The organism is Acidobacteriota bacterium (assembly GCA_038040445.1).
GTDB classification, from domain to species: domain Bacteria; phylum Acidobacteriota; class Blastocatellia; order UBA7656; family UBA7656; genus Onstottus_A; species Onstottus_A frigus.
On the sequence record JBBPIG010000015.1, the window covers coordinates 145,803 to 156,304 of the forward strand.

The following is a 10,502-nucleotide window of genomic DNA, read 5'->3' on the forward strand; positions in this document are numbered from 1 at the left end:
GAGCCATGAAAACCACCGCGAGGCCTGAACCAAAGTTCGCCGTCTGTATCGATAACTCGGATTATCCCGCTTCGCTCGAATTGTGCAAAATCTATCGCGTGTTGCCAGACGAAGATGCTGCGGAGGATGGCGATCTGCGAATCGTCGATGAGAGCGGAGAAGACTATTTGTACTCTGCTGACCGATTCATTTTGATCAAAGTGCCCGGTGAAGTGGAACGCGCGATACTACAGACATCCTGATATTTTCTTAACCGGTCAGCCCGTGACATGACAGACTCCGAACGGAGAAGACATGCCAAGAAGTAGAAGCTCTATTTCAAAGGCGCGCTCTTACAAAGAGATGGGCGAATTCTGGGATACGCATGACCTTGGCGATTATTGGGACCAGACTACGCCGGTCGAATTCGAAGTAGATATTCAATCTGAGGCAGTCTACTACCCAATAGAACCGAACCTGTCAGCGAAGATTTCCCGCATAGCGAAAAAACGAGGCGTGCCTGCGGAGACTCTGTTGAATCTGTGGTTGAAAGAGAAGCTGGGCGAAGAGACCGCGGCAAAATAATGACGCCTCACTATTAACCCATCACTGCCACTCACGCCAGGATCGCGACCACTTCCCTCTGAGGCTCGCCGCCGGTCACGCGAGCTTCCCTCTCGCCGACGTACACGTCAATCTCGCTTCGCACGCCGAACTTCCCTTCCAGATAAATCCCCGGCTCGATCGAGAAGCACGTGCGCGGAATCAACACCCGCTCGTCTTTAGTCTCCAGGTTGTCGATGTTGGCTCCGTTGCCGTGAACTTCGGTGTGGATGTTGTGACCCGTGCGATGAATGAAGTACTCGCCGTAGCCCGCCTTTTGAATCACCTCGCGGCAGACATCATCGACTTGCCAGCCGTAGATCGTGCGGCCTGCTGAGAACGCCTCTTTGACGTGATTCGTAGCAGCATCGCGAGCGTCTCGGACTACGTTGAAGACTTTTGTTACCTCCTCGGGCACCCTGTCGCCTACGAACGAAGTCCACGTTATGTCGGCGTACACCGAGTTAGGGCGATCCAGCTTCGCCCACAGGTCTATCAACACGAAGTCACCTTTGTTGATCGGCGAGTGATGATCTTGAGTTGGCCCGTAGTGAGGCATCGCGCTGTTGGCATTGACCGCGACAATCGGCGGGTCCTTGCTGAACATACCTCGATCGGCAAAGCACTTTAGTATGTACTGCTGAATGTCGTATTCGGTGGTGGGCGTTCCCGCTTTTATTCGAGTGCCGATCTCGGCAAAGGCGCTCTTGACGCTTTCATAGAGACCACGCGCCGCTTCGTCGTGCATCGCGAGCTGCTCATCTCCCCAGGCTGATTCAAACCGTTGAACAAGATCGGCGGATGATACGATCTCGACACCAAACGAGCGGATCAACTCGATCGTTCCCGCGTCCACTCTCGAGAGATACGGGATGGCCGCGTTCGGTGAGTATTGCATCGCGATTCGCGGGTTCGGCTTTCCGGTTGACTCGATGAGCGCGCTCTTCAAGTGGCTGTGAAGCTGTTGCCACGGAAGGTAGATCAGCTTCTTGCCCGGCAGATGGTCGATCACGTCGCGCTCGATTGAATGGACTATCCTCGTGGGTTCGCCGGATTGCGGGATGAAGTAGAACCAGCGGCGCGTCGCGATGTGACCTCCTTCGACCATCCCCAGGATGTTTGCCGCAATAGGATCGCTGCCGCGAAAGCTGTAAAACAACCAGCCATCGACATTCGCCTCTTTGAGAGCTTGCTGTATTGGTTCGATCAAAGTTTCCTCCGATACGTCACTTGAATTCGCGATACAACTGTTAACGAGTTTTCATTCTACAATCTGCACTCGCGAGCCTCAACCTCGGTTCGGCGCGCCGCGACGCAACAACACTTCTTGCATCCGCGTACAAACTCAAGCCGTAGAGGAAAGCAGAGGGAATAGGGGTTTCTGGTTCCTAGTTTCTGGTTTCTAGATTCGTTGCAGGGTATGAAACCAGAAACCATAAACTACAAACCAGAAACTGTGAATGCCTGAGAATGGCCGCTGTGCTATATTGACTCCTTTGAATTGAGTTCAGAGTACAAGCTTTAGCTTGCTGGTCTTGAGTCTTTTTGAGTCAAGGCAGCCTGAAGGCTGAACTCTGAACCCTCTTCTTTCGAGGAATGGCGTTATGAGGAGCCGGCTACAATTCACGTTGGGCGCGATCTTTTTCGCTCTGCTCCTGATGTATGGCGGCGCGCGCTTCTTCAGATCCCTAGCGCTGCTGGGTATGGAGAGCGACCCCGGGTGGGTTGCTCGGCAGGTTGGGAATCAGGTTCGTGTCGACCGGTTTCGCAACGACGAGGCTGCGGGATTGCTGCGAATCGGCGATGAGGTTGTCGCGATAAACGGCCAACCGATCAAGCAGACTTCTGAGGTAGCGAGAATCTTCCACAGTGTCGATCCCGGAAGGCCATATACGATTCTAATCAGGCGCGGCGGTATCCCTTTCGAAACCACGCTGCTATCGCAGGGCATTCCGCTGATCACCTGGATAGTGAACGGCGCCGCAAGCCTTGTGATCCCGAACATCTTTCTTCTGACTGGGCTGATAGTGTTTCTGCTCAAGCCCGACGACAAGCAAGCGTTGCTGCTCGCACTCATGTTCGGGATGTTCACCGGCGCTATCTTCGCTCTAACCGCCGTGTATTCGGGCGAGTCAGCCTCAATGGTGACGGCGATGCTGGCTGTTCATCTCGCTTCGCTGTTTCTATGGCCCGTGTTCTTTCACTTCTTCCAGATATTTCCCGAGCCTTCGCCGTTGCTTAGACGGTTTCCACGGCTCGAAGCCTATCTATACTTGCCGCAGTTGGTGACAATCTTTCCTTACTTAGGACTGCTGGAAATCCTTGCGGCATACGCGCCCGACCGTTACCCGGAGGTTAATTCTCCGGTGCTCACGAGGATCTGCGTTGTGATCGCTACAGCGTATATTGCGGGCGGGCTGGTATCGCTGTTCATCAACTATGGCCAGGCCGGGCGGGCTTCCAAGCGGAAGATGCGCGTAGTCGTCGCCGGGAGCATCGCCGGCTTCTTGCCGATATTCCTGACCATAGGCTTGCACATGCTCTTCGATCTGCGCGGGACGAGCCCGCGACTGGGACAGTGGCTCCTAGTCATAGCGCTGTTTGCGTTTCCGCTCTTTCCGTTGTCATTCGCTTATGCCATCGTTCGCCATCAAGTCATTCCGGTCCGATTGATCCTCCGCCGCAGCGTCCGCTACCTGCTGGTTTCGCGTGGATTCATCATAATTCAAGCAGTGGTAGTCTTCGCAGTATTGAGCTTCCTGTTGACCGGGAGCCGGCTGGCCGCGATCGATAGCCTCGGCGACCGGGCCGACATAATCGTGACAATGGCCGCAACCGCGCTCGCGATAGCCGGGCTCACTTTCTTGAATCAGCAAGTGATGCCCATGATCGACCGCAGGTTCTTCCGCGAATCCTATGACGCGCAGCAAGTTCTCTCAGAGCTCGGGATCGAGATGCGCAAGGTCTCGACGGTCGAGCAGTTGCTCGAGCGCGCGGTAGCCAAGATTCAAGATGCCCTGCACGTCGAGAACGTCACGATATTCCTGCGCGATCAAGAGACCGGCGATTATACGTGCGCGATCTCGTCTCAGCTCAACATTGATGGTATGAGCACTTCGCGTCGAGACCCGACGCTGACGCTCTCCCCGGATGGAGCGCTGGTGCAGCGGATGAGCAGGTTCGCAACGCCGCTGCCGGTGGATTTCGACAGGTACAACCCGTGGACCCAAAACTTGCTGTCGACGGAACTCGCGATGAACGACTCGCGAAGGCGCGAGAACGCGACGCTTCGTGTCGCAAGGTCGGCATTGCTGCTTCCGGTTGCCACCAAGGACGAGTTACTGGGCATTGTCTCGCTTGGTCCTCGGCTGGGTGATCTTCCATTCTCTCGGGATGACAGACACCTGCTGATGGCAGTCGCGCTGCAGATGGCTCTTGCTATTCAGAACGCCGAGTTAGTGCAGGAGATCGCGCTTGAAGAGCGGCTCAGGCACGAGCTTGCGATTGCGACGACGGTTCAGCAGCGGTTGTTCCCCGAGAGTCCGCCTGAGATGGCTTCGCTGGAACTTTCAGGAGTCTGTTATCCAGCTCGCGGGGTGGGCGGCGACTATTACGACTTCATCGCGCTCGGTCAAGGCAAGTTAGGGATCGCGGTAGCCGACGTGGCAGGCAAGGGAATATCGGCGGCGTTGCTGATGTGCACAGTGCAAGCGTCTTTGAGGAGCCAGGCTCAAACAGTGAACGGGCACCTTACCGAGTTGGTGTCGTCGATGAACAAGTTGCTGCACTTTTCCACTGACGCGAGCAGCTACGCGACATTCTTTTACGCTCAGTTTGATGAGCGGACCGGCCTGCTGACTTACGTCAATGCAGGCCACAATCCGCCGATGATCGTGCGAGCGGCAAAGAGCGTCAAGGTTCAGAGCGTGGGCGCCGGCGCACAAGAAAGCCTGATCCCGGCCGAAGGGATGCGAGCCGATCATGAGCAACCGGAAGTCAGGTTTCTGACAAAAGGCGGGCCGATCATCGGCGCCTTTGACGATTGCGTCTACGAACAAGAAACGATTCAGATGGAGAGCGGAGACTTGCTGGTAGCCTACACCGACGGCGTGACCGAAGCTCGCGACGCCCACGACATCGAGTTCGGCGAGGCCAGTCTGCGGCGGATAATCGATGCCTCAGCTCATGTGCCGGTGCGCGAGCTGAGCGAGCAGATTGTACACAGCGTACGTGAGTGGTGCGGGGACACGCCGCCGCACGATGATCTTACTCTTGTGGTGATGCGGGTGAGGTGAACCCAAACACAAAGGCACAAAGCGGCTTTAGGATTCGTTGCGACTTTGTGCCTTAGTGTTTGAATCTAGTCTAACTAGTTGCTACTTCTTTGATGCTCTTAACTGTCAGCGTCTCGCCGTCGAGCGTGCCTTCGATCTCCACTTGCAAGCCTTTCTCGAGCTTGGTGTTCTTGAGGATCTCCGCGGTCTTCGTGTTCCCGCCTTCGTCGAGTTTGTAGAGCTTGTTGTCGGAGAACAAAGCATAGCCGCTCTTGGCGCAGTTGGGCATCTGCGCGCACTTAACCGTATGGTTCTTCACCTTGTCGGCGCCGTTCTCAGTGGCAGCACGACCAGAGCACATGTTGTCGATTATGTAGCCAGTAAGCTTAACGCTCTTGCCTTCTCGAGCCGCCAGGGCGACACCAGCAAGCAAAAGTACGAGTCCTAAAACAGAAATCTTTCGAGCCATTTTTCCCTCCTGCGTTTTGTCGTTAATCTTGGTTCGGCGGCAACAAACCTAACAACCTTACGCGCGTCCGTCAATCTAACTCAGTTCGCCGCTACTTGTACGGGGCGTCCCCGCGCGGCCGCTCAGGGTCACCATCCAACAGACGGCGCAGGAAGATGGTGCGCTCGTACAGGTTAATCAGTTACCCAACTACTAGGAACCCAGCGATAAGACGAGACAGAAGCGAGAGACGAATGTTCGTTATCCCTGCCCTTGAGTCCCAACCAGCGCGAAGCCCAGCACGTCCGACAACCTCACGTACAATCGATCGAAGTTTGCGCTCGCGAGATGATTCGAATAGTGCTCGACGGATACATCGTTGATCTCGACCACCGCATCGGCCGAGCCTGGTTCCGTTCCGCCACCCTCCTTGCTGATCAGTCCTTGAGAAAACGCGAGCCCGATGCGGCCCCTCACAACCCCGAACGAGGTGTACACAACCAGTTGTCCGAAGGCTTGCGCTCCGCTGGCGTTAAGTGAGGATGTGAGCAGAGCAATTAACGCATCGGCGGGCGCGGCGATCTTGGTTTCATTCATCTACTACTCCCGTTGGAAAGAGTACTCCGATTGAAATTGTCGTTTGTCCGGATCGCCGGTTGATATTACGAGGAAAGCTCAGCCGGTGTAAAGCTCAAAGCAAAGCGCAAGACAACTCACCTCGCAACTGGATGCCTCCGAGCGGGTGCGAGGATTGATTCACGTCTACAGAGAACAAGCTGTTTGCTGGCCCGCGAGTTGCCTAATTGACCTGGCGGGAGAGCGCTGTGTATTGAAAACCGACATGAAGTTTCTGCATCAGTGTTGTTCATCAATGAGATTTCGCCCATACCCGGTTTGTCGGATGAAGACTGATCCAGCTTATGCCGACCGCTGCAAGGAAGAGGCGTTCTTCTAACGACGAGACGCTTTAGCTTCCGCTGGAGACTAAATGGCCAAACCAAGAGGGTGTTTAAGCAAACTGTTGCTGCTGATGGTAATCATCGGTGCAGCGGCTGTGGCGACGCCGCTACTGCGTCTTGCTCCGCTGAAAAATGCAGTTGAACTCAAGCTCTCGGAGGCGCTCGGGCGCAGGGTTATCATCGATTCGGCGAGGCTCACCCTCATAGGCGGTCCTTACGTTACGCTTACCGGAATGACTGCGGGTGAAGACCCGGAATTTGGCGAAGGTACCTTTCTCAAAGCTAACGAGGTGCGCGCCGACCTCGACGTCATTCAGTACTTGCGAACTCGTCAGATCTTCATCGATTCAATAACGCTCAAGTCGCCGCAGATTGATCTGGTAAAGAATTCCGGTGGTGTTTGGAGCTGGACCACTCTGGGAAGACAATCTTCGGAACAATCACCGGTTTCGCGTTTGGTTTCCGAGGCTGTTTCCTTTTTGTCAATTCTATCGCTCGCGCCGGGAGCGAACCTATCGGAACCGACATTCCGGAAGATCAAGATCGAGAACGCTTCTGTGAAGATGATCGACTACACTGGGTCGAAACCCTCACAGGTGCTTTACAAGAACATCGTCTTGAATGCGTCGTTAAATCCCTACGCTGGTGGAGACGCTCGAGGCGGCAGCCAGGTCAAGGGCGAGTTGGTTGTACAGTCGGAGGAAGACGGCGAAGCCGATCGCTTCAACGCTACTCTGCCGTTCGACCTGAGGATAGACGATCTCGACGCCTCCAAGCTGTCGGTTACCGGCTCAGTCGGTCCGGGTCCGATCGAGACGAAGAACGTCAGTATTGGCGCGCTGGCTATCAATGGCGAGATCAATTCGAACAGAGAGGCGCCGTTGACCGGCAACGGCCAGATGTGGGCTACTGGCCTGGTCATCCACACGGTTAACCTCAGCGAGCGAGTGGCGCAAGCGCTGAAGCTCGACCAGATCGGAGATATGAGCCCGGGCACCGCGGTGGCGAGCCTTGAAACTGCCTTCCAAATTTCGGAGGGTACGTTCAATACGACCGGGCTTCGCATACAACATCTCGACGGGCTGGGAGATGCAACCGTACCAACCGGCTATTTCAAGATCGAGTCCGCGCTAACAGTGAACTACGAAGCGACGGTCGTTTTGTCGCCAGAGGCGACCTTACGCGTAAAGTCGGTGAGCTCGACTCTTGGGCTTGTTGTCACGATCCTCGAGACGAACAACCGAGTCTCGGTGCCGATTAACATCAGTGGAGATGTGCGCAACCCGGAAGTCCAGGTGGACGTCAGCCGAATTTTCTAGTGGAGTGTAAACATGAAATTGCTAGTCCTGTACGGGCGGTCCGCCGTGGCCGCCCCTCTTTGCCGCGAATGATACGACTACGTGAGAAGGGGCGGCCACGGAGGACCGCCCGTACAGGACTCGCTGTTACTTCATTCAAAGGAGGAGTCCATGAGATACGCAGAAATAATCAACCAACACAAGGTGAACGTCTTCGTCGCGGGGATAGCGCTCACGGTGGCTGGTTCGATTGGATGTACCAATACCGGGACCGTCACCACGACGAACTCAAATGCAGCGGCGACCACCAACGCTAACACCGCTGCCCCGACCTCGCCTGCTTCCGCTCTCGAAGCACGGGAGCCCGAGCGTTACAGCCTGACGACGACCATCACCATCCAGCCGACCGGCAATGCGCCTCAGGCTAACATACCTCCGCTCCAGTTTTCGTTCGCGAAGTTAGGGACGGATCGTCGAATCTCATTCAAGGTGCCCGATCCAGTTGGCGAGGTGATCTATCTTGAAAAGGCGCCGCTCAAATATCTGATCTTTCCGGCTCGCAATCAGTATGTCGAACTCGATCCGAATGAACTCGGATTCCAGCTTGGCGAGGTGATGAGCCCTGCGTCGGCTATCCAGCGACTAAAGGAACGCGCGCAATACGAGCAAATGGGCACTGAAACGGTGAATGGCAGGACGGCCATCAAGTACCGGTTCAGAGGCGCGGCTGATACTCACACAAAGGCCGGCACGGCTCAGGCGGACAGCGTCGTTTATGTGGATCAGGAAACCGGGCTGCCTGTGCGCTCTGAAATTGAGACGACCACTTCAAGCGGCGCGGGCGCGCGAATCGTAACCGCTGCCGAGAGTCTGCAACTCTCTCCTGATCCATCATTGTTTGAGGTTCCCACAACGATGAAGAAGGTCACCTCAGCCGAATTGAAACAACAGGTCCAGGGTTTCGCCAATACCGTTCGAGTCCTTGCCGCATATCTCCGGCAGCAGGCGGCGCCCACGCCAGCCGCCGGCGGCCAACCTTCTTCAAGCTCGAATCCGGCGCCGGCAAACGGCAACGCCAACCGTAGATGATTGGGCGATCGCCGGCGAGCGAGACTTCGGTTTGCTCGAGAGACTCTATCTCTGGCGAACCGGAACTCGCATGCTGGACGGAAACTTTTTGCCGGTGTGGATCGTGAACTCCGATCGGAGGTTGTCATTAGCGCCCGGCGGTCTGAATGCGGGAAAGTCGATGTTCGAGACCCTGAGTCTGAGCGAGTGACCGGCTTGAAATACCCAGTCGTCTCCAAAGTCGTAAAACGAGGCGCGGCGCACTTCGCCCGGTGATAAGCCCAGCACCCGCATCGCACCGATCGTTACCTCAGTCTCGGTTCCGTCGGGAGCGACGTCGTAGGTTCGCACTATCAGATCGATATCAGACGATGTTGTGCTGCTGACGAAGAGGCTGAACTCGCTGAGACCGATCATCTCGGTTTGTACATCGAACGGCGCGAACGTGTACTGAAACTGACGAGGCGCCGTTGCAAGCGCTTCGGCGTGGCCGCTGAGCAGGTCACTCGTCGAGGGTATGTCGGCGCCGCGATGTGAGCTTCGAATGCGTTCGGGGCGAAAGATGCCGCCCGCCGTTTCCTGCTCGACCGGCCCCTTCTTCTTACGCGACAGGATCCCGCCGGGCTTCAGAAACAACGGGACTGAAGCGATATCATCCGATGGAAAATCCGTGTCGGTAAATGGAAGAGCTGAGAACGGGGCGGGAGCACTTATCACCTTAAGCGGGTCAGTCGGGCCGAAGCCGCGCAAGTAATGATCGAACCAGCGCAGGACCTCGGTCGCGATGTAGAGATCTTCACCTTCGAATTGGTTTCCTCCGGGCGGATGACCACGACGCCCCAGATAAATCCGCTTGGGCGCGGTGATCTGAGAAAACACATCCAGCACCTGGGAGGCGGGAAACAGATAATCGTCCCAGGATTGAATGATGAGAGTAGGAACCCGAGGCTGCTTCGACGACTCCAGAATATCTTGCCCGTTCTCGTTGCGCGCGGAGATCGAGCGCTCCCGAAGCGCTTTCCTGACGCTCCTGTCCGGGAGCCGGCCTTCCGCGGCGGCGTCCAACAAATCAAACTGAAGCTCGCTGTAGTTGAAGAAAGGAGCCTGGCCCACATGTCGTTTGAGGCCCGAGTTAAACTCCGCTATTCCCAGCCCGTATTTAATCGCGCCGTTCGGATAGAGGGCTTGCTCGAGATCAGTCCACCCCACGAGAGGCACCACCGCCGAGACGCGTGGATCAGAGGCGATCTGGAATGAATGTCCGCCTCCGTATGAACCGCCCAGCACTCCTACCTTGGCCACTCGCGGCCCGATTACGCGATCGGGGTCGGTGGTCAGCCAATCGATGACTCGACGCAAGTCATTCAGCTCATCCGGTCCGGCAAGTGTTGCCTGCCCTCCCGATTCACCATCGCCAAACCCGCGAGCGGTGTAAGAGAGCACGATGTAGCCGGCTGCCGCGATGTAGTAGGCGAGGTTGTCTTCGCCGGTTAGCCTGTGCCCGCCCCACCCATGGATGTAGACAGCCGCGGGCGCAAGCGGAAAAAAACGCGGCTGGTACAGCGTAGCAGCAAGCTTGATCGTTCCCGAACCGAAGGAGCCTGCGGGTACTTCTATGAAATGGGTGGAGACATCTACGAGCTCAATTGCATGAGCGCGAGAGGCAGAAGGCCCGCCAGGAACAATCAACAGAGCGGATATTACGACGAGGCTGAACAGCTTTGACTTCGACATCACGACACACTCTTCTCGCAATTCAGAATGGGCAGCCGCGACGCATGATTGATAGCAGGCCTTACTCTTCGGGTCAACTCGGTTGGGTAGTGTCCTAATCTTGTGTTGGTCGACTAGGACACTATCGGGCGACCGCGTA

General features: G+C 56.2%; 9 protein-coding genes. 5 read left to right on the forward strand and 4 right to left on the reverse strand.

The features are described 5' to 3' along the window. The first annotated feature begins 5 nt into the window (after positions 1–5). Complete coding sequence (locus AABO57_17155; protein ID MEK6287473.1) at positions 6–242, forward strand: hypothetical protein; 237 nt, start codon at positions 6–8, stop codon at positions 240–242. 52 nt (positions 243–294) lie between these two features. Next, on the forward strand, positions 295–564 hold the full coding sequence (locus tag AABO57_17160; protein MEK6287474.1) for a CopG family antitoxin: 270 nt from the start codon (positions 295–297) through the stop codon (positions 562–564). A 31-nt stretch (positions 565–595) separates the two neighbouring features. Here AABO57_17160 and AABO57_17165 read toward each other — a convergent pair whose 3' ends face one another. Beyond that, the gene (locus AABO57_17165; GenBank protein MEK6287475.1) at positions 596–1,792 is read right to left on the reverse strand and encodes a M24 family metallopeptidase; all 1,197 of its coding nucleotides are present in this window, start codon (positions 1,790–1,792) and stop codon (positions 596–598) included. Between the two features lie 394 nt (positions 1,793–2,186). Here AABO57_17165 and AABO57_17170 point away from each other — a divergent pair, with 394 nt between their 5' ends. Next, positions 2,187–4,877, forward strand: coding sequence for a SpoIIE family protein phosphatase (locus AABO57_17170; protein MEK6287476.1), 2,691 nt, complete (start codon positions 2,187–2,189; stop codon positions 4,875–4,877). A 70-nt stretch (positions 4,878–4,947) separates the two neighbouring features. Here the strand turns inward: AABO57_17170 and AABO57_17175 are convergent, their stop codons facing one another. After that, a complete protein-coding gene (locus tag AABO57_17175; protein ID MEK6287477.1) occupies positions 4,948–5,325 on the reverse strand; it encodes a hypothetical protein in 378 nt (125 codons plus the stop codon). Between the two features lie 240 nt (positions 5,326–5,565). Continuing rightward, positions 5,566–5,901: a hypothetical protein gene (locus AABO57_17180; protein ID MEK6287478.1), complete on the reverse strand. Its 336-nt coding sequence runs from the start codon at positions 5,899–5,901 to the stop codon at positions 5,566–5,568. Positions 5,902–6,292: 391 nt separating this feature from the next. Here AABO57_17180 and AABO57_17185 point away from each other — a divergent pair, with 391 nt between their 5' ends. After that, on the forward strand, positions 6,293–7,582 hold the full coding sequence (locus AABO57_17185; GenBank protein ID MEK6287479.1) for an AsmA family protein: 1,290 nt from the start codon (positions 6,293–6,295) through the stop codon (positions 7,580–7,582). Between the two features lie 150 nt (positions 7,583–7,732). Next, positions 7,733–8,650, forward strand: a complete 918-nt coding sequence (locus AABO57_17190) for a hypothetical protein (GenBank protein MEK6287480.1) — start codon at positions 7,733–7,735, stop codon at positions 8,648–8,650. Positions 8,651–8,695: 45 nt separating this feature from the next. On the opposite strand, the gene AABO57_17195 is transcribed toward AABO57_17190, so the two are convergent. Next, positions 8,696–10,363, reverse strand: coding sequence for a CocE/NonD family hydrolase (locus AABO57_17195; protein MEK6287481.1), 1,668 nt, complete (start codon positions 10,361–10,363; stop codon positions 8,696–8,698). Positions 10,364–10,502 lie beyond the last annotated feature (139 nt).